The sequence below is a fragment of the Cognatilysobacter bugurensis genome (assembly GCF_014652095.1).
GTDB lineage: Bacteria > Pseudomonadota > Gammaproteobacteria > Xanthomonadales > Xanthomonadaceae > Cognatilysobacter > Cognatilysobacter bugurensis.
In genome coordinates this window covers 94032-116072 of record NZ_BMYD01000004.1, presented here as the reverse complement: position 1 = coordinate 116072, position 22041 = coordinate 94032, and the positions used below count along the sequence as shown (strand labels likewise).

At 68.2% G+C, this 22041-nt stretch carries 18 protein-coding genes; 14 read left to right on the top strand and 4 right to left on the bottom strand.

The window, feature by feature from the left end; all coding sequences use genetic code 11:
* Nucleotides 1-6 precede the first annotated feature (6 nt).
* From IE075_RS11945 to lpxC, 11 genes are all read left to right on the top strand, one after another.
* Nucleotides 7-1467 carry a UDP-N-acetylmuramoyl-L-alanyl-D-glutamate--2,6-diaminopimelate ligase gene (locus IE075_RS11945; RefSeq protein WP_229792497.1) on the top strand — a complete coding sequence of 487 codons (1461 nt, stop codon included), beginning with the start codon at nt 7-9 and terminating at the stop codon, nt 1465-1467.
* A complete protein-coding gene (locus IE075_RS11940) occupies nt 1464-2858 on the top strand; it encodes a UDP-N-acetylmuramoyl-tripeptide--D-alanyl-D-alanine ligase (protein ID WP_189456852.1) in 1395 nt (464 codons plus the stop codon). The genes IE075_RS11945 and IE075_RS11940 overlap by 4 nt, the downstream gene beginning before the upstream one ends.
* Entirely contained in the window at nt 2848-3945 is a 1098-nt protein-coding gene (gene mraY / locus IE075_RS11935) for a phospho-N-acetylmuramoyl-pentapeptide-transferase (RefSeq protein WP_189456851.1), read from the top strand. Before IE075_RS11940 ends, mraY begins: the two co-directional genes overlap by 11 nt.
* On the top strand, nt 3945-5258 hold the full coding sequence (gene ftsW, locus IE075_RS11930) for a putative lipid II flippase FtsW (RefSeq protein ID WP_189456850.1): 1314 nt from the start codon (nt 3945-3947) through the stop codon (nt 5256-5258). The genes mraY and ftsW overlap by 1 nt, the downstream gene beginning before the upstream one ends.
* The gene (murG, locus tag IE075_RS11925) at nt 5255-6412 is read left to right on the top strand and encodes an undecaprenyldiphospho-muramoylpentapeptide beta-N-acetylglucosaminyltransferase (protein ID WP_189456849.1); all 1158 of its coding nucleotides are present in this window, start codon (nt 5255-5257) and stop codon (nt 6410-6412) included. Before ftsW ends, murG begins: the two co-directional genes overlap by 4 nt.
* A complete protein-coding gene (murC, locus tag IE075_RS11920) occupies nt 6409-7866 on the top strand; it encodes a UDP-N-acetylmuramate--L-alanine ligase (RefSeq protein ID WP_189456848.1) in 1458 nt (485 codons plus the stop codon). Before murG ends, murC begins: the two co-directional genes overlap by 4 nt.
* Nucleotides 7863-8849 (top strand): D-alanine--D-alanine ligase, encoded by a 987-nt coding sequence (locus IE075_RS11915; RefSeq protein WP_229792496.1) that lies wholly within the window; start codon nt 7863-7865, stop codon nt 8847-8849. Before murC ends, IE075_RS11915 begins: the two co-directional genes overlap by 4 nt.
* A complete protein-coding gene (locus IE075_RS11910) occupies nt 8846-9715 on the top strand; it encodes a cell division protein FtsQ/DivIB (protein ID WP_189456847.1) in 870 nt (289 codons plus the stop codon). The genes IE075_RS11915 and IE075_RS11910 overlap by 4 nt, the downstream gene beginning before the upstream one ends.
* Nucleotides 9712-10959 carry a cell division protein FtsA gene (gene ftsA, locus IE075_RS11905; RefSeq protein ID WP_189456846.1) on the top strand — a complete coding sequence of 416 codons (1248 nt, stop codon included), beginning with the start codon at nt 9712-9714 and terminating at the stop codon, nt 10957-10959. Before IE075_RS11910 ends, ftsA begins: the two co-directional genes overlap by 4 nt.
* Nucleotides 10960-11128: 169 nt before the next feature.
* The gene (gene ftsZ, locus IE075_RS11900; protein WP_189456845.1) at nt 11129-12343 is read left to right on the top strand and encodes a cell division protein FtsZ; all 1215 of its coding nucleotides are present in this window, start codon (nt 11129-11131) and stop codon (nt 12341-12343) included.
* 276 nt (nt 12344-12619) lie between these two features.
* Nucleotides 12620-13528, top strand: a complete 909-nt coding sequence (lpxC, locus tag IE075_RS11895) for a UDP-3-O-acyl-N-acetylglucosamine deacetylase (RefSeq protein ID WP_189456844.1) — start codon at nt 12620-12622, stop codon at nt 13526-13528.
* A 193-nt stretch (nt 13529-13721) separates the two neighbouring features.
* Here the strand turns inward: lpxC and IE075_RS11890 are convergent, their stop codons facing one another.
* Nucleotides 13722-14168 carry a DciA family protein gene (locus IE075_RS11890; protein WP_189456843.1) on the bottom strand — a complete coding sequence of 149 codons (447 nt, stop codon included), beginning with the start codon at nt 14166-14168 and terminating at the stop codon, nt 13722-13724.
* Nucleotides 14169-14209: 41 nt separating this feature from the next.
* Between IE075_RS11890 and IE075_RS11885 the strand changes: the two genes are divergently transcribed.
* From IE075_RS11885 to IE075_RS11875, 3 genes are all read left to right on the top strand, one after another.
* Complete coding sequence (locus IE075_RS11885) at nt 14210-15094, top strand: M23 family metallopeptidase (RefSeq protein WP_189457238.1); 885 nt, start codon at nt 14210-14212, stop codon at nt 15092-15094.
* A gap of 165 nt (nt 15095-15259) precedes the next feature.
* Complete coding sequence (gene secA / locus IE075_RS11880) at nt 15260-17992, top strand: preprotein translocase subunit SecA (protein WP_189456842.1); 2733 nt, start codon at nt 15260-15262, stop codon at nt 17990-17992.
* 140 nt (nt 17993-18132) lie between these two features.
* On the top strand, nt 18133-19110 hold the full coding sequence (locus tag IE075_RS11875; protein WP_425489376.1) for a Nudix family hydrolase: 978 nt from the start codon (nt 18133-18135) through the stop codon (nt 19108-19110).
* Nucleotides 19111-19247: 137 nt separating this feature from the next.
* Here IE075_RS11875 and coaE read toward each other — a convergent pair whose 3' ends face one another.
* From coaE to IE075_RS11860, 3 genes are read right to left on the bottom strand one after another with little or no spacing between them, the layout of a single operon-like run.
* Nucleotides 19248-19901 carry a dephospho-CoA kinase gene (gene coaE / locus IE075_RS11870; RefSeq protein ID WP_189456841.1) on the bottom strand — a complete coding sequence of 218 codons (654 nt, stop codon included), beginning with the start codon at nt 19899-19901 and terminating at the stop codon, nt 19248-19250.
* Nucleotides 19902-19905: 4 nt separating this feature from the next.
* Entirely contained in the window at nt 19906-20769 is an 864-nt protein-coding gene (locus tag IE075_RS11865; RefSeq protein ID WP_189456840.1) for a prepilin peptidase, read from the bottom strand.
* A gap of 15 nt (nt 20770-20784) precedes the next feature.
* Nucleotides 20785-22038, bottom strand: coding sequence for a type II secretion system F family protein (locus IE075_RS11860; RefSeq protein ID WP_343224903.1), 1254 nt, complete (start codon nt 22036-22038; stop codon nt 20785-20787).
* Nucleotides 22039-22041 lie beyond the last annotated feature (3 nt).

Below are 22041 nucleotides of genomic sequence, written 5' to 3'. Positions count from 1 at the left end.
CCTGCGATGCGCCTGAGCGAGCTGCTGCCCGACCTCGAAGGCATTGCCAGCGAGCTGTCGATCGGCGGCCTGGCGCAGGACAGCCGCGAACTGCGCGCGGGCGACGCGTTCGTCGCGATCGAAGGCTTCGGCCGTCACGGGCTCGCGTTTGCCGAACAGGCACGCGAGGCCGGCGCCGCCGCCGTGTTGTTCGAGCCGCCGGCGCCGACCGACCTGCCCGCGCCCGACGATGCAGTGCCCGTGCCGAACCTACGTGCGCGCCTTGGCGAAATCGCCGACCTGTTCCACGGCCGCGTGACCGAGCGCATGACAGTCGTCGGCGTGACCGGCACGAATGGTAAGACCTCCACCGTGCAACTGCTCGCACAGGCGTGGAGCCTGCAGGACGAATGCGCGGGGACGATCGGCACGCTCGGCGCGGGCCTGTACGGCAACGTGCAGCCGACCGGATTCACGACGCCCCTCGTGCTCAAGCTGCACGCTCTGCTCGCACAGCTGCACGACGACGGCGCACAGGCCGTTGCGATGGAAGTCAGCTCGCACGCGCTCGACCAGGGGCGCGTCGACGGCGTGCACTTCGACGTCGCCGTGTTCACCAACCTCACGCGCGATCACCTCGACTACCACGGCGACATGGACGCGTACGGCGCCGCGAAGGCGCGCCTGTTCGCGTGGCCGGGCCTGCGCGCGGCAGCGATCAACCTCGACGACACGTTTGGCCGCGAACTGCATGCATCCCTGCCGGCGACCGTGCGCGGCATCGGGCTCAGCTCGCGCGGCGCGGTAGGTGCGGCGCTGAAGGCCGAATCGGTGGTGCTCGATGCGTCGGGCATCGCGTTCGATCTCGTGATGGGGGATGAGCGCGCGCACGTGCAATCGAGCCTGCTCGGCCGCTTCAACGTCGACAACCTGCTTGCGGTCGCGGGCACCCTCGTCGCGCTCGACCAGCCGCTGACCCGCGTGGCTGACACGCTTTCGCAGCTGCAGCCGATCCACGGCCGCATGAACCGCCTCGGCCGCGTCGGCGCGCAGCCGCTCGTCGTCGTCGACTACGCGCACACGCCCGATGCGCTCGAACAGGCGCTCACGTCGCTGCATGCGCATACGCGAGGCGCGTTGTGGTGCGTGTTCGGCTGCGGCGGCGAGCGTGACCGCGGCAAGCGGCCGCAAATGGCCGCGATCGCCGAGCGCCTCGCGGCGCGCGTGATCGTCACTGACGACAACCCGCGCCGCGAACCGGGCGATGCGATCGTCGCCGACATCCTCGAAGGCGTGACCGACCGGGCGCGTGTTGCGGTCGAGCGTGACCGCGCCGCGGCAATCGCCACTGCGATCGCGCAGGCCGGTCCCGACGACGTCGTGCTGATCGCCGGCAAGGGCCACGAGCCGTACCAGGAGATCGACGGCGTGCAGCACCCGTTCGATGACACGCGCATCGCCTGCGCCGCGCTGGAGACCAAAGCATGAGGCCGATGCGGCTGTCCGAAATCGCGCACGTCACCGGCGGCCGACTCGTCGGTGACGACGTGCTCGTGCAGTCGGTCGTGACCGACACGCGCACGCTGCAGCCGGGCGCGGCCGCCGAATCCTTGTTCGTCGCACTCAAGGGCGAGCGATTCGACGGTCACGACCACGTGCCGGGCGCCGCCAGCGCCGGCGTCGGCGCGGCGCTAGTGGCTCGCGAGATCGACGCAGCGTGCGCGCAGGTCGTCGTGGCCGACACGGAGCGCGCGCTCGCCGCGTTCGCGGCCCACGTGCAGCGCGATCGCACCGCCCGCGTGGTCGCGATCACCGGCAGCAACGGCAAGACGAGCGTCAAGACGCTGGTCCTGTCGATCCTGGAACAGGCTGGACGCGCGTATGCGAACCCGGGCAATCGCAACAACGAGATCGGCCTGCCGCTTGCGGTGCTGGCGGCCCCGGAAGACGCCGAGTACGCCGTGTACGAAATGGGCGCCGGTAAGCCGGGCGACATCGCGTACCTCACCGCGATCGCGCGGCCCGATTCCGCGATCGTCAACAACGTGGCGGCCGCGCACCTCGAGCGCATGGGCAGCCTGCTCGGCATCGCGGAGACGAAGGGCGCGATCTATGACGCGCTGCCCGAGCACGATGGCGTGGCGGTCATCAATGCTGACGACGCGTTTGCGCCGTACTTCGCCGCCCGTGCGCGCGGCCGCCAGCAGCTGCGCTTCGGGCTCGACACGACCGCCGACATCACGGCGCGCGACCTCGAAGGCGACGTCGACGGCACGCGCTTCACACTCGTCACGCCGCAGGGTGAGGCGCGCGTGTCGCTCGCACTGCCGGGCCGCCACAACGTGCTCAACGCGCTCGCGGCCGCCGGGCTCGCGCTCGGCGTCGGCGTGGCGATCGACGCGATCGCGCGTGGGCTCGACGCCGCGCAGCCGGTCGCAGGCCGGCTCATCACGCATCGCCTGCCGAGCGGCGCGGTGCTCATCGACGACAGCTACAACGCGAACCCCGGCTCGCTCGCTGCCGCGATCGACACGCTCGCGGCGTCGGGCGGCGAGCGCTGGCTCGTGCTCGGCGACATGCGCGAACTCGGCGCCGATGCGTCGGCGCTGCATGCCGAGGCGGGCGCACGCGCGAAAGCCGCCGGCATCTCGCGCTTGTTCGCATTGGGCCCGCTCGCCTCGGCGGCGGCTGATGCGTTCGGTGCGGGCGGCGAAACGCATAACAGCCACGACGCGCTCGCGCGATCGCTGGCGGACGGGCTGCGCGACGGCGTGCGCGTGCTCGTGAAGGGATCGCGCGGCAGCGCGATGGATCGAATCGTGACCGCGCTGCTGGCCTCGCAGGCCGGCGCCGCGGAGGGCACCACCCATGCTGCTTGAGCTTTTCCGCTGGCTCGAACAACTGCAGAGCTCGTTCGGGCTGTTCGGCTACCTCACGTTCCGCGGCATCCTGAGCGCGCTGACCGCGCTTGCGCTTTCGCTGTGGTGGGGGCCGGCGGTGATCCGCCGCCTCGGCCAGCTCAAGGGCGGCCAGCCGATCCGCACCGACGGTCCGCAGTCGCATTTCTCCAAGGCCGGCACGCCGACGATGGGCGGTGCGCTGATCCTGCTCACCATCCTCGCGTCCGTGCTGCTGTGGGGCGACCTGCGCAACAAATACGTCTGGCTCGTGCTCGCGGTGATGCTCGCCTGCGGCGCGATCGGCTGGTGGGACGACTGGATCAAGATCGTCAAGCGCGATCCGAACGGAATGCGCTCGCGTACGAAGTACCTGCTGCAGTCGATCATCGGTATCGGTGCCGGGCTGTTTCTGTACTTCACGGCTGATGCGCCGGCGGCGGTCACGCTCTACATCCCGTTCTTCAAGAACGTCGCACTGCCGCTGGTGGGCACGGCGGGCGTGATCTTCTTCCTGGCGATCGCGTACCTGTGGATCGTCGGCTTCTCGAACGCGGTCAACCTCACCGACGGCCTCGACGGCCTGGCCATCATGCCGACCGTGCTCGTCGCCTGTGCGCTCGGCGTGTTCGCGTACGCGTCGGGCAATGCGGTGTTCTCGACCTACCTGCAGATTCCACAGGTGCCGGGCGCGGGTGAACTCGTGATCATCTGCGCCGCGATCGCCGGCGCAGGCCTCGGCTTTCTGTGGTTCAACACGTACCCGGCGATGGTGTTCATGGGTGACATCGGCGCGCTCGCGCTCGGCGCAGTGCTCGGCACGATCGCCGTGATCGTGCGCCAGGAGTTGGTGCTCGTGATCATGGGCGGCATCTTCGTCGTCGAAACCCTCTCGGTGATGATCCAGGTCGCGAGCTTCAAGCTCACCGGCAAGCGCGTGTTCCGCATGGCGCCGATCCACCACCACTTCGAGCTCAAGGGCTGGCCGGAGCCGCGCGTGATCGTGCGCTTCTGGATCATCTCGGTCGTGCTCGTGCTCGTCGGCCTTGCCACGTTGAAGATCCGCTGATGAGTGATCTCGCTGCCCGCCAGGCCACCCGCCTCGACGCGATCCGCGGCCGTTTCGACGGCTGGTTGGTCGCGTGCGCCGGTGCGCTCGCGTGCGTGGGCGTGATCATGGTCGGCTCGGCCGGCATCTCGGTCGGCGAAAACCAGGGCGTTGGCGAGTTCTACTACCTCAGCCGCCACCTCGTGTTTCTCATCATCGGCATTGGCCTCGGCACGTGGATGATGGCCACGCCGCTCAAGACGATCGAGCAGCAAAGCCAGTGGCTGCTGCTCGCATGCTTCGTGCTGCTGCTGGTGGTGTTCATCCCCGGGCTGGGCAAGAGCGTCAACGGCGCGCGCCGCTGGATCAACCTCGGCGTGTCGAGCTTCCAGGCGGTCGAGGCGGTGAAGCTGCTCTACATCGTCTGGCTCGCGAGCTACCTCAAGCGCTACAGCGAGGAAGTCACCGCAACCTGGGGCGCGATGCTCAAGCCGCTCGGTGTCGCGGTCGCGCTGTTCGCGACGCTGATGCTGCAGCCGGATTTCGGGTCCTCTTCGCTGCTGCTCGCGATCACTGCGGGCATGCTCGTGCTCGGCGGCGTCAACATGCCGCGCATGTTCGGCCCCGTGCTCGTGGGTCTGCCGGTCCTCGCCGCGCTCGTGATTGCCGAGCCGTACCGCATGCGCCGCGTCACCTCGTTCCTCGATCCGTTCAAAGATCCGTTCGGCGAGGGCTACCAGCTGTCGAACGCGCTGATGGCGGTCGGCCGCGGCGAGTGGCTCGGCGTCGGCCTCGGCGGTTCGGTGCAAAAGCTCTCGTACCTGCCCGAAGCGCACACCGACTTCATCATGGCGGTGATCGCCGAGGAGTTCGGCTTCATCGGCGTATGCATCGTGGTCGCGCTGTTCACGGGTCTCGTCGGCCGCGCGTTCTGGATCGGCCTCAAGTGCGTCGAGATGCGCCGGCACTTCGCCGGCTACTGCGCATTCGGCATCGCGCTGTGGATTGGCCTGCAGAGTTTCGTGTCGATCGGCGTGAACCTCGGCCTGCTGCCGACGAAGGGCCTCACGCTGCCGCTGATTTCGTCGGGCGGCTCGAGCGTGCTGATGACGTGCATGGCGATCGGACTGTTGCTGCGGGTGTCGTACGAACTCGATCGCGCGCAGCGGCAGGTTGCCCGCGTCCGCGATGCGAATGCTGCGCCGGCCGGCGCCGCGTCGACGCCCGCGGCATCGAACGCGCGTCCGACCGCGCCCGCTGCCGCGCCTGCCTCTGCTCGCGGGACCAACCGCCTGCGCGAGCGTGTCGAACCCACGCTCGGAGGGCTCGCATGACCTCGGTCGACACCGGCGTGCGCATGGGCGGTGCGTCGACTGCGTCCGCGCGCCCCGTGTTGATCCTCGCGGGCGGCACGGGCGGTCATATCTTTCCGGGGCTCGCCGTGGCGCAGGCGCTGCGCGAACGCGGCGTGCCGGTGCGCTGGCTCGGAGCTGACGGTGGCATGGAAACGCGCCTCGTGCCGCAGCACGGCATCGCGATCGACACGATTCCGGTGCGCGGCGTGCGCGGTAAGGGGCTGACGACGCTGTTACGCGCGCCGCTGCACGTGCTGCAGGCCGCCTCGGCCGCCCGCCGTGTGCTCGACGCGACGCGCCCGGCGGCCGTCATCAGCTTCGGCGGGTACGCCGCTGGCCCCGGCGGCATCGCCGCGCGCATGGCCGGGGTGCCGTTGATCGTGCACGAGCAGAACCGCGCGCCGGGCCTGACCAATCGCGTGCTCGCGCGTGCCGCGCAGCACGTGCTGACCGGGTTCCCCGACACGTTCGGTCCCACCGCGTTGCGTACGCCCGAGCAGGTGGTCGGCAACCCCGTACGCGAGTCGATCGCGGCGCTGCCGCCGCCCGCACAGCGCTTCGGCGGTCGTGAAGGGCCGCTGCGCCTGCTCGTGCTCGGCGGCAGCCAAGGGGCTCGTGCGCTCAACGCCGCGGTGCCGGCCGCCGTTGCGGCGCTGCGCGGTGAAACGGCGTTCGACGTGCGACACCAGTGCGGCGAAAAGATGCTCGACGATGCGCGACGCGCGTATGCCGAGGCCGGCGTCGACGCCTCGGTCGAACCGTTCATCGCCGACATGGCCGAGGCGTACGCATGGGCCGACCTCGTCGTCTGCCGCGCGGGCGCGCTTACGCTTGCCGAGGTGTGCGCGGCTGGGGTCGGCAGCGTGCTCGTGCCGTTCCCGCAGGCCGTCGACGACCACCAGACCAAGAACGCGCGTTATCTCGTCGAGCGCGGCGCTGCCGTGTTGCTGCCGCAGTCCGAAGATCTGGCCGAGCGCCTCGTCGACGCGTTGCGCTCGCACGCCGACCGCGCCCGGCTGTTGGAGCTCGCGCAGGCCGCACGCGCGATCGCCAAGCCCGACGCCGCGCGCGACGTCGCCGACATCGTCCTTCATTGCATGGGCGCGTCCGCCCGACCGGAGCCCGTTGCATGAACACCGTCCTGCGCGAACGCCTGCGCGAAGCAAGCCGGCTCGCCACGCCGGCCCAGGTCAGTGGCACGCGCGTGCATTTCGTCGGCATCGGCGGCACCGGCATGAGCGGCATCGCCGAAGTGATGTGCACGCTCGGCTACCGTGTGTCCGGGTCCGACATGGCCGACAACGCGGTCACGCGCCGCCTGGCCTCGCTCGGCATCGACGTGCGCCGCGGCCATGACGCCGGCCACGTGCAGGGCGCCGACTGCGTCGTCGTGTCCAGCGCGATCCGCCGCGACAACCCCGAACTCGTCGAAGCCCGCGCGCAGCGCATCCCGGTGGTGCCGCGCGCGGAGATGCTCGCCGAACTGATGCGCTTCAAGCGCGGCATTGCGATTGCGGGCACGCACGGCAAGACCACGACCACCTCGCTCATGGCGAGCGTGCTCGCCGAAGGCGGGCTCGACCCGACGTTCGTGATCGGCGGCCAGCTGCTCGCGGCCGGCGCGAATGCGCGCCTTGGCACGGGCCAGTGGCTCGTCGCCGAAGCCGATGAAAGCGACGGCAGCTTCCTGCGCCTGAACCCGCAGGTCGCGATCGTCACCAACATCGACGCCGACCACCTCGAGAACTACGGCGGTGATTTCGCGAAGGTGCAGGCCGCGTTCGACGAGTTCCTGCACCGCCTGCCGTTCTACGGCCTCGCAGTGCTGTGCATCGACGATGCCGAAGTCGCCGCACTCGCCGCCAACACGACGCGCCACGTGATGACGTACGGGTTTGCCGCCGAGGCCGACGTGCGCGCCGAGGACGTCACGCAGGAAGGCGCGCGCATGCATTTCACGCTGTGCCTGCCGGACGGTGCACGCTGCGCCGTCACGCTGGCACTGCCGGGCCGCCACAACGTGCAGAACGCGCTCGCCGCGGCCGCGGTGGGCTGGCAGCTCGGCGTCGAGCCTGCCGTGATCGCGCGCGCGCTGGAGAAGTTCGCCGGCATCGGTCGCCGCTTCAACGTGCTCGCGCAGGCCCCGTTGAAAGACGGCGGCACCGCGACGCTCGTCGACGACTACGGCCATCACCCGAAAGAACTCGAAGCCGTGTTCGCGGCCGCGCGCGGCGGCTGGCCCGACAAGCGCCTCGTCGTCGCGTTCCAGCCCCACCGCTACAGCCGCACGCGCGACCTGTTCGACGACTTCGCCGCTGTGCTTTCGTCCGTTGACGCGCTCGTGCTCACCGAGGTCTACCCGGCCGGTGAGGCGCCGATCGCCGGTGCGGATGCAAAATCGCTCGCCCGCGCGATCCGCGCACGCGGCCGCATCGACCCCGTCGTCGTCGGCAGCGCGGCGGACCTGCACGGCGTGCTGCCTGACGTGCTGCACGACGGCGACCTGCTGCTCGTCATGGGCGCGGGCGACATCGGCCATGCCGCGCAGCACCTGGCACACCACGGATTCACTGGAGACACCCCGTGACGACAACGTTCCCGCCGCCGCGCGTGAGCGACGCCGCCGTGTTCGGCCGCGTCGCCGTGCTCATGGGCGGCACCAGCTCCGAGCGGGAGGTTTCGCTCGATTCCGGCCGCAATGTCCTCGAGGCGCTGCGCGCACGCCGCGTCGATGCATTCGCCGTCGACGGCATCCCCGCATTGCTCGATGCGATTCGCGCCGGCAAGGTCGATCGCGTCTTCAACATCCTCCACGGCAACAAGGGCGGCGGCGAAGACGGCGTGCTGCAGGGCTTGTGCGAGGCGCTGCGCGTGCCGTACACCGGCTCGGACGTGCTCGGCTCGGCGCTGAGCATGGACAAGATCCGCACCAAGCAGGTCTGGCTGAGCCTCGGCCTGCCGACGCCGCGCTATGTGCGCCTGGCGAAGGGCGACGCGGCACCCGCAACCATCCGCGCGGCTGCGCACGAACTCGGCCTCCCGGTCATCGTCAAGCCGTCGTGTGAAGGCTCGAGCGTGGGCGTGTCGCGGGTGCACGACGACGCCGGCCTCGATGCCGCGGTCGAACTCGCCGCGCGCTACCCGGGCGAGCTGCTGATGGAGCAGCTTGTCGTCGGCGACGAACTCACTGTCGCGGTGCTCGCCGACGGCGAAGGCCACCGCGCGCTGCCGTCGATCCGCATCGTGCCCAAGGGCGAGTGGTACGACTACAACGCGAAGTACATCGCCGAGGACACGCAGTATCTGTGCCCCGGTCTGGACGGCGACCCCGAGGACGAAATCCGCCGCATCGCGCTTGCCGCATTTCTTGCAGCCGGCTGCCACGGTTGGGGCCGCGTCGACGTGATGCGCGATCGCGCGAGCGGCCGCTTCTACCTGCTCGAGGTCAACACCGCGCCCGGCATGACGAGCCATTCGCTCGTGCCGAAGGCGGCACGCCAGGTCGGCATCGAGTTCGAGGAGCTGTGCTGGCGCGTGCTCGAGTCGAGCCTTGGAGACGCGCACGCGTGACTGCCGTGCTGCGCCTGCTCGGTTGGCTGCTCGCGGTCGCGCTCGTCGCGCTGCCGGTGGTCGCCGTGCTCAACGGCTGGATCGGCGCAAAGCGCTGGCCGTTGACGACGCTGCGTGCGACAGGCGAGTTCGAGCGCGTCGACACCGCGTTGCTGCGCAAGACGTTGCTGCCGTATGCGAAGCGCGGCTTCTTCGCAGTCGATCTCGAAAGCGCGCAGGCCTCGGTCGCGAGCCTCCCGTGGGTCGAGACCGCGGAGGTGCGCAAGCGTTGGCCGGATGTGCTCGAAGTGCACGTCACCGAGCATCGTCCGTATGCACGTTGGGGGCGTGATCGTTTGCTGTCCGAGCAGGGCCGTCTGTTCGCCGCGCGCGGCGTCGAGATCCCGGCGTCGCTGCCGCAGTTCGCCGGTCCGGTCACGCGCACCGCGGACGTCGTCGAGCTGTACCGCGATGCGAGTGCGCTGTTTGCGCCGACCGGTGTGCCGGTGCGCACCGTGCTGCTCGATGCGCGCGGAAGCTGGACGCTCGTGCTCGAAAACGGCATTGAAGTGGTGGTCGGCCGCAACGAAGCGCGCGCGCGTCTCGCACGCTTCGTGCGCCTGATGCCGCGCCTGCTGGAGCAGCCCGCGCAGCAGCTCGTGCGAGCCGACCTGCGCTACACGAACGGTTTCTCGCTCACGTGGACCCCGGTGAAGCCCGCGCCCGCGAATGGCGCGGTCGCGCCCGCTGTCGCTGCACCGTCGACCCAGACCGTGGCCGCCACGCGCGCCGACGGCGGCATTGAAATCGCGCAGCGCATCAGTACCGCGATGCGCGGTACCGCCTCATCCCCCATTTCTCCATCCCGGCGACTCTCCCTCACATGAACCGCAAAGGCGACAAGTCGCTCATCGTCGGCCTCGACATCGGCACCTCGAAGGTGGTCGCGCTCGTCGGCGAGTACTCGCCCGACCAGCGGCCGGGCACGCCGATCGAGGTCATCGGCATCGGCTCGCACGAGTCGCGCGGACTGCGCCGCGGTGTCGTCGTCGATATCGACTCGACCGTGCAGTCGATCCAGCGTGCGATCGAGGAGGCCGAGCTCATGGCGGGCTGCGAGATCCGCTCGGTCTACGCATCGATCTCGGGCAACCACATCCAGTGCCGCAACTCGCAGGGCATCGCGCCGATCCGCGAGGGCGAGGTTACCCACGGCGATCTCGACCGCGTGCTCGAAGCGGCGAAGGCCGTCGCAATCCCGGCCGACCAGAAGATCCTGCACGCGATCCCGCGCGATTACGTGCTCGACGATTCGCAGGAAGGCATCCGCAACCCTGTGGGCATGACCGGCGTGCGCCTCGAAGTGCATGCGCACCTCGTGATCTGCGCGCAGTCCGCTGCGGCGAACGTCAGTAAGTGCGTGCAGAAGTGTGGCCTCCAGGTCGACAACCTCATCCTTGGTGTATTGGCTTCGAGCCAGGCCGTGCTCACCGCCGACGAGCGCGAGCTCGGCGTGGTGCTGGTCGACATCGGCGCGGGCACGACCGACATCGCGGTGTTCGTGCAAGGCGCGATCTCACACACCGCGAGCCTGCCGATCGCCGGCGACAAGGTCACCGAGGACATCGCGCACATGCTGCGCACGCCGACACCGGAAGCCGAACAAATCAAGGTGCGCTATGCATGCGCGCTCGCGCAGATGGCAACGGCGGAAGAGAGCATCCAGGTGCCGAGCGTCGGCGATCGCGCGCCGCGGCGCATGCCGCGCGCCTCGCTCGCGCAGGCGGTGCAGGCGCGGTACGAGGAAATCTTCGAGATGGTGCAGGCCGAACTGCGCCGCTCAGGCTTCGAGCAGCACGTGCGCGCCGGCATGGTGCTCACGGGCGGCGCCTCCAAGATGGAAGGCGTCGTCGAGTTGGCTGAAGAAATGCTGCAGATGCCGGTGCGTGTGGGGATCCCGCAGCACGTGACCGGCCTCGGCGAAGTGGTGGGCAACCCGGTCCATGCGACCGGCGTCGGCCTGCTGCTGATGGGCACGCAGATCGAGAACCCGCGAAGGCCGACGTTGTCGGCCGGTCGTGCGGGCTCGCTGCTGAGCCGATTGAAGAACTGGTACCGGGGGGAGTTCTGATGGCGGGATCACGTATTCAAAGTTTGTAATAGCGACAGGCGGCAACACGCGCGGCAGCGCGGCAACACCCAAACAAGCCTCAACATCAAACCAAGACAGGCCGGAGCAGTCGGCGGGGCGCGAATCACGCATCCCGACCACGAATCACGGCCGCACAAAGGACACGGACATGGCGCATTTCGAACTGGTTGAAAAGATGGCTCCCAACGCGGTGATCAAGGTCGTCGGCGTCGGCGGTGGCGGCGGCAACGCGGTCGCCCACATGGTCAGCGGCAGCGTCGACGGGGTGGAGTTCATCACCGCGAACACCGACGCGCAGGCGATCAAGAACTGCGGCGCGAAGCTGCAGCTGCAGCTCGGCAGCAACGTCACGAAGGGCCTCGGCGCAGGTGCGAACCCCGAAGTCGGCCGCCAGGCCGCGCTCGAAGACCGCGAGCGCATCATGGACGCGCTGCAGGGCGCGGACATGGTGTTCATCACCGCGGGCATGGGCGGCGGCACCGGCACCGGCGCGGCGCCGGTCGTCGCGCAGCTCGCGAAGGAGATGGGCATTCTCACGGTCGCGGTCGTCACCAAGCCGTTCCCGTTCGAGGGCCGTCGCCGCATGCAGGTCGCGCTCAAGGGCATCGAGGAGCTGTCGCACCATTGCGACTCGCTGATCACGATCCCGAACGAGAAGCTCATCACCGTGCTCGGCCGCAACGCGACGATGATCCAGGCGTTCCGCGCCGCGAACGACGTGCTGCTCGGCGCCGTGCAGGGCATTGCCGACCTGATCGTGCGTCCGGGCCTGATCAACGTCGACTTCGCCGACGTGCGCACCGTCATGTCGGAAATGGGCCTGGCGATGATGGGCACCGGCGCCGCCCGCGGCGACGACCGCGCGCAGGCCGCGGCCGAAGCCGCGATCCAGAATCCGCTGCTCGACGACGTCAACCTGTCGGGCGCGAATGGCATCCTCGTCAACATCACCGCCGGTCCGGACTTCACGATGGCCGAGTTCGACGAAGTTGGCCGCACGATCGAACAGTTCGCCTCCGAGGACGCGACCGTCGTCATCGGCACCGTGCTCGACCCGGACATGCAGGACGAAGTGCGCGTCACCGTCGTCGCCACGGGCCTCAACCGCGCTGCCGCGCGCCAGGGCCGCAACGAGCGCGACACGCAGCGTGCGCCGATCCAGCTCGTGCGCGACGGCACCACCGGCATGCCGGTGAACCAGACCGCGGATGCATTTGCGCCGCCGCCGAGCTTCAGTCACAGCCTGCGCACCGGCTCGGCGCGTCCGTCGAGCGAGCCGTCGTCCGCGCCGGCCGTCGCCGACTTCGGCAACAGCGACAGCTACCTCGATATCCCGGCGTTCCTGCGTCGCCAGGCGGACTGATCCACCGGTCGCGACGGACGCGCGCGCGGCGCCTGCCGTGTCGAAGCGTCCGTCGCGACCATGCGGTTAAAGCCTCACACCATGTCCCGCATCCGTGCGCTTTGGATGCCTTGGGCCGGCGGTCGTCCTAGGACACCGCCGGCCGTTTTTGCATACGGTTGCATCGCAGCGTCCCGGACTTTTTCGTTAAGGTTCAGCCACCTGCGTGCTACGCTTGCCCCCGCTTTTGGCGGACGCCGCACACCGCTTCGCCATCCCTGATCCGGGCCGAACGCCATGCTGCGTCAACGCACCCTCAAGAACGTGATCCGTGCGACCGGCGTCGGTCTGCACAGCGGCGAGAAGGTCTTTCTCACGCTGCGTCCCGCGCCTGTCGATACCGGCATCCGCTTCCGCCGCGTCGACCTCGATCCCGTCCAGGAGATCCCGGCCAACGCCGAGCTCGTGACCGAAACCACGCTGTGCACCGGCCTCACCTGCGGCGCCGCGAAGGTCCAGACCGTCGAACACATCCTCTCCGCGTTGGCGGGGCTGGGCGTCGACAACTGCTATATCGAACTGTCGGCGCCCGAAGTGCCGATCATGGACGGCTCGGCCGGCCCGTTCGTGTTCCTGCTGCAGTCCGCCGGGATCGCCGAGCAGGACGCCCCGAAGCGCTTCATCCGGATCCTGCGCACGGTCGAAGTGCGAGAAGGCGACAAGGTCGCCCGCTTCGAGCCGCATCACGGCTATCGCCTCGGTTTCACCGTCGTGTTCGACCATCCCGCGATTCCCGCGTCGCGCTCGCGCGCGCAGATCGATTTTTCGACGGAGTCGTACGTGCACGAAGTCAGCCGCGCACGCACGTTCGGCTTCATGCGCGATCTCGAATACATGCGCGAGCGAAACCTCGGCCTCGGCGGGTCGATGGACAACGCGATCGTGCTCGACGATTACCGCGTGCTCAACGACGACGGCCTGCGCTACGCCGACGAATTCGTGCGCCACAAGATCCTCGACGCGGTGGGCGACCTGTACCTTGCCGGCCGACCGATCATCGGCGCATACGAAGGCCACAAGTCCGGCCACGCGCTCAACAACAAGCTCGTGCGCGCGCTGCTCGCAGAGCGCTCGGCGTGGGACGAGGTCACCTTCGGCAGCGCGGAGCCCGCTCCGGTCCGGTACGGGCTGCCCGCCACGGCCTGATCGCACCGCCGACCACGTCGATGCCCAGCGGCTGCGCGAGAGCGCAGCCGTTGTCGTTTTTGGATGACGGCTTAACGAAACCTTTCGCTTTCGTTAGCAAACGCGCTGAATTCTTTAACAACCTGACTCGGCCCCGCCGCTAGGATGCGGGGCCTCGACGCTGACGGGATCCAAACAAGGACCCGGCAGTTCGTCACCGGCGACGGCCCGGCTTCGGCGCGGTCGGCGGTACGTCGAGGGATGCGAGGGCCGAGCGCAGCGCTTCACGCGCGTGCTCGGACATCGGCAGAGGCGGTCGTTGCGCAGGCGGTGCAGGCGGTGGTGCCGGCGCTGTCTTGACGACGAGATGCTGCGCGTCGAGCCCGAAGGAACGGGCGAGTTCGAGCAGTTCCAGTGAGGCAAGGCGCAACTTCGCGCCCCACACCGGAGCGTCGACCACAAACACGAGCTTTCCACCTTCGACGTTAGCCAGCCGCGTATGCGCGGCCAGTGAAGGTGGCAGGTGCGGACGAAACCGACGGTCCAACCCGTCGAGCCAGAGGGCTCGCCGGATCGGGCCGCCTGCGGGTCCACCGACCAGCGCATCGAGCGCCGGCGTTGGGGCTGAAGGGCGGCGCGGGGGGGATCGCGAATCGGACATCAAATATGACCCATCGATACAGCCTGACCCAGCTCAAGGCCATGCTCACCGCCCAGTGTACGGCGGCCCTGCAACGCGGCGGTGAGCTCGGGACCCGTCGTCCCGGCATCGCGGCGACGCTGCTGCTCGGGACCGGTCTTCTGCTCGGGGCGGGCGCAGGCGTGGGGGGCACGCTGCAGCTGCGCACGCAGCTCGTCGACCAGCAGCGCCAGGTCGAAGTCGACCGCCGCGCGATGCAGCGCGAACTCAATGCGCTGGCCGCCCGGCTCGGCGAACTGCAGGCCGAGGCAAACCGGCTCAACGCGCTCGGCGAGCGGTTGACGCGCGTCGGACAACTTCAGGACGGTGAGTTCGACTTCACCCGCCCGGTCGGCGTGGGTGGTGAGGGCGCCGTGCGCGACATGCCGCGCGCCGAGCTCGAGGCGGGCATGCAGGCGCTCTCGCGGCAGTTCGCGGCGTCGGGCGAGCAGCTCACGGTGCTCGAGACGCTGCTGTTCAACCGCCAGATCGATCTCAACGCCGTTCCGTCGCGCGAGCCGGTGTCCGACAGCTACATCACGTCGAGCTACGGAAACCGCGCCGACCCGATCCTCGGCGGCTCGCAGTTCCACAAGGGCATCGACTTCGAGGCCGACGTCGGCGATCCCGTGCTCGCAGTGGCGGACGGCGTGGTGAGCTTCTCGGGCGACCGCGCCGGCTATGGTCAGACGGTCGAGATCGACCATGGCAACGGCTACGTGACGCGCTATGCGCACAACTCGCGGCTCACCCGCCCGGTCGGGCAGCTGGTGCGCGCGGGGCAGGAGATCGCAAAGGCGGGCTCGACGGGGCGCTCGACGGGCGCGCACGTGCACTTCGAAGTCTGGGAGAACGGCCGCGCCGTAAACCCGCACCAATTCCTGCGGCGCAACGCCCAGCGCGGCTGAGGGCTGGGACGGGGCCGGCCGCTCGATCACACTGCTTGATTCGCGGCCCGTCCACCCCAAGCTACAATCGGCAAGCCACACAGGGCGCCCCGCGCCCTTTTTTGTTGTCGCGCCGCGCTGGAGCTTGGCTCCGCGGGCGCCCCGCCCCTTTTCTCGGCCTTATCGATGCTCAACAGCCTGCTGACCCGCGTTTTCGGAAGCCGCAACGACCGCCTGCTGCGCCAACTCCAGCGTTCGGTGGAACGCATCAACGCGCTCGAGCCGCAGATGGAGAAGCTCAGCGACGCGGAACTGCAGGCGAAGACGCCGGAGTTCAAGCAGCGCATCGAGAACGGGGAGTCGCTCGACAAGCTGCTGCCCGAGGCGTTCGCGGTCTGCCGCGAGGCGAGCCGCCGCGTGCTCGGAATGCGTCACTACGACGTGCAGCTGATCGGCGGCATGGTGCTGCACCTGGGCAAGATCGCCGAGATGCGCACGGGTGAAGGCAAGACGCTCGTCGGCACGTTGCCGGTCTACCTCAACGCGCTCGAAGGCAAGGGCGTGCACGTGGTCACCGTCAACGACTACCTCGCACGCCGCGACTCGGCGTGGATGGGGCGCCTGTACAACTGGCTTGGGCTGTCGGTCGGGGTCGTCTACCCGGGCATGCCGCACGGCGACAAGCACACGGCGTACTCGGCCGACATCACGTACGGCACGAATAACGAATTCGGCTTCGACTACCTGCGCGACAACATGGCGCTGTCGAAAGACGACCGCTTCCAGCGCGGCCTGCATTACGCGATCGTCGACGAGGTCGACTCGATCCTCATCGACGAAGCGCGCACGCCGCTGATCATCTCCGGCCCTGCCGACGAGTCGCCGGAGCTGTACATCAAGGTCAATCGGATCGTGCCGAACCTCGTGCGCCAGGCTAGCGAGGACGGCGAGGGCGATTACTGGGTCGACGAGAAGGGCAAGCAGGTGCACCTGTCCGAGTCGGGCCAGGAGCACGCGGAGGCGCTGCTGCGCCAGGCCGGCATCATCAGCGACGACGATAGCCTGTACTCGGGCAACAACATCACCGTCGTGCACCATCTCAACGCGGCGCTGCGTGCGCATGCGATCTACCAGCGCGACGTCGATTACATCGTGCGCGATGGCGAGGTCATCATCGTCGACGAGTTCACCGGCCGCACGCTCGCCGGCCGTCGTTGGTCGGATGGCCTGCACCAGGCGGTGGAAGCGAAGGAAGGCGTGCCGGTCCAGCGCGAGAACCAGACGCTCGCGTCGATCACGTTCCAGAACCTGTTCCGCATGTACGGCAAGCTCGCCGGCATGACCGGTACGGCCGACACGGAAGCGTACGAGTTCCAGAACATCTACGCGCTTGAAGTGGTCGTGATCCCGACCCACAAGCCGGTGCAGCGAAAGGACTACCCGGACGCGGTGTTCCTCAATCGAGCCGGCAAGTACCGCGCGGTGCTCGGCGAGATCAAGGAAGCGAACGCAAAGCGCCAGCCGGTGCTGGTGGGCACCACGTCGATCGAAGTGTCGGAAATGCTCAGCCAGCAGCTGCGCGACGCCGGCATCCACCACGAGGTGCTCAACGCGAAGCAGCACGAACGCGAGGCGCAGATCGTCGCGCAGGCCGGCCGCCCGGGCGCGATCACGATCGCGACGAACATGGCCGGCCGCGGCACCGACATCGTGCTCGGCGGCTCGCTCGAGTCCGAACTCGCGCAGCTTGAGGCCGACACTGGCGCGCCGGTCGACGAGGCCACGAAGACCCGCCTCAAATCCGAATGGCAGCAGCGCCATAACGCGGTCAAGGACGCGGGCGGCCTGCACATCATCGGCACCGAGCGCCACGAAAGCCGCCGCATCGACAACCAACTGCGCGGCCGCGCCGGTCGCCAGGGCGACCCGGGTTCCTCGCGGTTCTACCTGTCGCTCGAAGACAACCTGATGCGCATCTTCGCGGCCGACTGGGTGCAGAAAGCGATGGCGCGCATGGGCCTGAAGGAAGACGACGTCATCGAATCTGGCCTCGTCACCAAGCAGATCGCGAACGCGCAGCGCAAGGTCGAAGCGCATAACTTCGACATCCGCAAGAACCTGCTCGACTACGACGACGTCAACAACGATCAGCGCAAGGTGATCTACGGCCAGCGCAACGAACTGCTCGAGGCCGAGAGCGTGCAGGAGAACGTCGAAGGCATCCGCGACGACGTGATCGCCGACACCGTCGCGCGCCACGTGCCGCCGGGCTCGGTCGACGACCAGTGGGACCTGCCGGGCCTGGAAGCGACGCTCGTCGAGGAGTTCGGCGTTGCGCTCGACCTGCAGGGTCTCGCGAAACAGCGCAGCGAACTCGCAGCGGAGGACATCACCGAGCACGCGGTGCAGGCGATCAGCGCGCATTTCGTGGAGCGCGAAGCGCAACTCGGCCCCGAGACGATGCGCATGCTCGAAAAGCACATCATGCTCAACGTGCTCGACCAGAACTGGAAGGAGCACCTCGCGCGCATGGATTACCTGCGCCAGGGCATCCACCTGCGCGGCTATGCGCAGAAGCAGCCGAAGCAGGAATACAAGAAGGAAGCGTTCGAGCTGTTCTCGGACATGCTCGACAAGGTCAAGCGCGAAGTCGTCACGATGCTCGCGCGCGTGCGCATCCGCAACGAAGACGAGATCGCGCAGATGGAAGCGGCCGAGCGCGCCCAGGCGGAATCGCAGGCGCGCCAGATGCAATACCGCCATCCGGACATGGGCGGGCTCGGCGCTGACGAAGAGGCCGCGCAGGCCGTGGCGGTCGCCGCGACCGGTAACGATGCGTTCTCGAACGTGGGCCGCAACGAGCCGTGCCCCTGCGGCAGCGGCAAGAAGTACAAGCACTGCCACGGTCAGCTGGCGTAACGCGTCGGGCGGCGGCCGGAGAGTAGTCCGTTGAGCGCGGCTTCGCGCATGCGTCCGTCGGCTGATCGAGCGCCGCCGCGGTGTCGATCGCGATCGGCCGCACCGGTGTTGTTCGCCTCGTGCAGCGCGGTCCCTGCACGTTGAGCGGCGGCGCCCCACGCCCGCCGATCCACGTTGTCGCCGGCGTTCTCCGCGACGCCTCGGGGCGCGTGCTGCTGACCCAGCGCACCGCAGGACGCGACCTCGCGGGGCTGTGGGAGTTTCCGGGCGGCAAATGTGAGCCAGGCGAAGCGCCCGACGCGGCGCTCGCGCGCGAGTTGCGTGAAGAGCTCGGCATCGAAGCAAAAGTCGGCGAGTCCCTGATCCAGGTGCCGCAGCAGTACGCCGACAAACGCCTGCTGCTCGACGTGCGCTGGATCGAGCGCTTTGAAGGCACGCCTCGAGGATGTGAAGGACAGGCCCTCGAATGGGCGCTGCCGGAGGCGCTGGCTCGGTTTGCGGTGCCACCGGCCGATCGACCGGTCGTCGCCGCACTGGTGGAACCGCCGCTCTGCCTGGTGACGCCCGATCCCGGCGCCGATGGCACGCAGTGGTTGGAACGATTTGAGCGGGCGATGGAGCGGGGCGTGCGCCGAGTCGTGTTGCGCACGACGACTCCTGATTCGGCTTGGGCGGCGCTGGCAACGGAAGCTGCAGCCCGATGCCGGGCGTTCGGCGCCGACGTGCGCATCAGCGGTGACGTTGAGCTCGCGAGGGCGATCGGCATCGGCCTGCATCTGCGTGCTGCGCAGGTGCGCGCATCTGCGCAGCGCCCGGTGTCGCACGACGTCGCGCTTTCCGCGTCGTGCCACGATGCCGACGAGCTTCGGGGTGCGGAGCGGCTCGGCTGCGATTTCGCATTACTGGGGTCGGTGAAACCAACGGCGAGCCATCCCGGCCACCCCGGCCTCGGCTGGGCGCGCTTCGCGCAGCTGCGCGAAACCGCTTCGCTGCCGATCTATGCGATTGGCGGCGTAGCTCCTGATGACCTCGTCGCGGCGCGTGCGCATGGGGCGCAGGGCATCGCGGCGATCCGCGCGTTGTGGCCTTCGGGCAGTGCACATTCGGATCTCGGGTAGACGATCAGTGGATGCGCGCTCCCCATGTGCGCGCCGTGTGGGCTCGCGATTTTGTCCGCAGCCAAGCAGCAGCGGTGCTCGACGGCGCCACGGAGTCAACGGGCTCTGACGACGTCGTGCTGGGGCCGAATCGCGAATCAGGCTGCTGTAGCGGGTGAGGATTCCAATCCCGCAGCGCGGGCGGCCGCCAGCACGCGATAATGCGCGTCCAGTGCGTCGACGTGGGCGTCGAGCGCGGCCAGCGTGCCGGTGTTTACGATGACGTCATCGGCGATCGACAGCCGTGCCGCACGCGTCGCCTGGGATGCAATCATGCGGTCGGCGAGCGTCGAATCGATGCCGTCCCGCTGGGTGAGCCGAGCGCGCTGCGCATCAACCGGCGCGTCAACGACCAGCACGCGGTCCAGCCACGGGTACGCGTCGCGGCCGCCACCTTCGGCGAGCAGCGGAATCGCCGCGACCACGTACGGCCCGGACGCGGCGAGACATTCGGCATGGAGCAACGCGCGCACCTGCGGATGCACGATGGCTTCGAGCCGGTGCCGCGCCGCAGCGTCGTCGAACACACGCCGTCGCATCGCGGCCCGGTCAAGCGCCCCGTCCTGATCCAGCACGTCCGATCCAAACGTCTCGACGATCGCAGCCAGGCCGACGCTGCCCGGCGCCACCGCGGTGCGCGCCGCGATGTCCGCGTCGGCGACGCGGATGCCGAGGGCTTCGAAACGACGCGTCAACGCTGTCTTGCCGGACGCGACCCCACCCGTGACGCTGACGCAGTAAGGCGAGGTCACGGCCTCAGCCAAGACCGGAATAGCGCAGGTAGGCGCCGACGAGGTCCTCGCCCCAGAAGAACGAGATCCATCCGGCAATCGCCAGGTAGGGGCCGAACGGAATCGGTGTTGCCCGGTCACGCCCCTGTGTCGCGAGCCAGATCGAGCCGATGATTGCGCCGACCAGCGAGGAGAGCAGGATCGTCGGCAGGATGCCGGTCAGACCCGCCCAAGCGCCGATGGCCGCAAGCAGCTTGAAGTCACCGTGGCCCATGCCTTCCTTACCGGTGATCTGCTTGAACAGCCACCACACGGTCCACAGGCTCAGGTAGCCGACGATCGCGCCGAGGAGGGCTGGCTTAGCGGGCATGTAAAGGTTGTCAGCCGCCGCGATGAGGCCAAGCCACATCAATGGCAACGTAAGCTGATCGGGCAGCAGCTGGGTGCGCACGTCGATGCCGGATAGCGCGATCAGGAACCCGGTGAACACCATCGCGCCGAAGCCCTGCCAGCCGAAGCCGAAGCGCCACACGCACGCGACGAACAGCAGCATCGTCAGCAGTTCGACGAGCGGATACTGCGCGGAGATCTTCGTCCCGCAAGCGCGGCATTTTCCGCGCAGTGCGAGCCAGGAGAACACCGGGATGTTCTCGTACCAGGCGAGCTGGTGCTTGCACTGAGGGCAGTGGGAGCGCTCGACGACAATGCCCGGGGGCGGCGGGTCGTACCCCTCCGGCTCCCCGAGCATCTCGCGGCTGTCGCGCCGCCACTCCCACTCCAGCCGCTTCGGCAGCCGGGAAATCACCACGTTGAGAAAGCTGCCGACGAGCAGCCCGAAACCGGCCGCGAGCGGGTACCCGAGGCCGGGATTGTGATCGAGGAATGCCATCGGCGGATTATGCCGTCAGACCACCGCGCCGAGTTTGAAGATCGGAAGGTACATGCCGATCACGAGGCCGCCGATCAACACGCCGAGCACCACCATGATCATCGGCTCGAGCAAACTCGACAGCGCATCGACCGCGTTGTTGACCTCCTGCTCGTAGAACTCCGCGACCTTGAACAGCATGGTATCGAGCGCGCCCGCCTCTTCGCCGATCGCGGTCATCTGCACCACCATGTGCGGAAACAGGTTGACCTGTTTCATCGCCATGTTGACTTGATAGCCGACTGCTACGTCGTCGCGGATGCGGTTTACGGCCTTCTCGTAGACCGTGCTGCCGGTTGCGCCGGCGACGGTATCCAAGGCCTCGACCAAAGGGACGCCAGCCTTGAACGTCACGCCGAGGGTCCGCGCGAAGCGCGCGATCGCCGAGTTATGGAGGATCTGCCCGATGACCGGCACCTTCAGCACGGTACGGTCCAGGAAGTGAGAGAACGCAAGCGATCGCTTCTTCGCCATGACGAACGCGACGCCGGCGCCAAACAGGCCCAGCAACATCACGAACCACCAGCTAATCATGAACTCGCTGAGCGCAATGATCATCAGCGTAAAGGCCGGCAGGTCCGCGCCAAAGCCAGTGAACACCGACTTGAACTGTGGCACCACGAAGATCAAAAGAATCGCGGAAACGATGAGCGCAACCGCAAGCACCGCGATTGGGTAGAACATCGCCTTCTTAATCTTGCCCTTGAGCGCTTCCAGGTTTTCCTTGTACGTGGCGACTGTGTCGAGAACAGTTTCCAGTACACCGGCCGACTCACCCGCACGCACCAGATTGCGGTAGAGCTCATCGAACTGCACCGGGTGTTTGCTCATTGCCTCATAGAGTGATGAGCCACCCTCGAGGTCACTGCGAACCGAATTCACGAGTTCCTTGAACTTCGCGTTTTTGTGACCGCTGCCGATGATCTCCAGCGAGCCGACGATTGGCACGCCCGACTTCATCATTGTCGCAAGCTGTCGGCTGAACACCGCGATTTCAAGCGGCGTGATGCGCTTGCCGGCGCCGCCGAACAAAGGCTTGGGCTTGATCTTGACGACTTTGGGCGTGATGCCCTGCCGGCGCAACTCGGCGCGCACCAAATTGGCGTTCTTCGCCGGCTGCTCGCCCTTCATGACGGTGCCGCGCTTGTCGGTGCCTTCCCATACGAAGACGGGCATGGCCTCTTCGCGGCGAGGGGCTCGGGGCTTGGCAACTGCTCGGATGGCGGCCATGAG